This window comes from Leucobacter iarius (genome assembly GCF_039530105.1).
GTDB lineage: Bacteria > Actinomycetota > Actinomycetes > Actinomycetales > Microbacteriaceae > Leucobacter > Leucobacter iarius.
This window is the reverse complement of the sequence record NZ_BAAAOB010000021.1, coordinates 1-610: the sequence shown is the minus strand read 5'-3', so window position 1 is coordinate 610 and position 610 is coordinate 1. Positions and strand designations below refer to the sequence as shown.

Below are 610 nucleotides of genomic sequence, written 5' to 3'. Positions count from 1 at the left end.
GGCCGGTGGGTCTCTCACCACCGGCCTGGCGCTGGCCCGAAGGCGTTAAATTAAAAAGCTATCCAGCGATTTACCCTGGGCGACAGCCTCGGCAATCGGCTTCGGCATTCTTCCCTGTCCGGTCCAGGTTTTCTCTGCGCCAGTATGATCGGTATAACGATATTTCGCCGGGCGCGGTTGACGCTTTTTGCCTCCCGCCTTTGGCGGCTGAATATCGGCCACCAGCTCGTCAGGAGAAATACCGTCGGCGCGCATCAGTTCAAGCCAGGTATTCACTTTCTCCTGATATTCAGCCTGCTGCTGAGCTGCCTGCTGCTGTTGCGTACGTTTTTCTTCAGTGACGATCCTGAGCTTTTCCAGCATCTCTTCAAGCACGTCAATGGAGAATTCACGGGACAGGGCACGCAGTGAACGGATATTATTCAGTTTGTGTAACATTGAAGACATAAAATTAAAAAATTCCAAATAGCAAATTAAAAGATACAACGCGGCAAGTGTAATAGAAACGTTTATTTATTTCCAGCCTTCGGTTGTCCAGATAAATATATAAGGTGGATATTAGCGGTTATCCCCTGGAACTATATTGGCAAATACCTGAGCCTTTTTCATA

The 610-nt window shown here is 48.4% G+C and carries 1 protein-coding gene; it reads right to left on the bottom strand.

Annotation, left to right across the window (positions count from 1 at the left end; genetic code table 11):
* Nucleotides 1-45: 45 nt before the first annotated feature.
* Nucleotides 46-438: a DNA-binding protein StpA gene (gene stpA, locus ABD169_RS16085; RefSeq protein WP_004145722.1), complete on the bottom strand. Its 393-nt coding sequence runs from the start codon at nucleotides 436-438 to the stop codon at nucleotides 46-48.
* Between the last annotated feature and the right edge of the window lie 172 nt (nucleotides 439-610).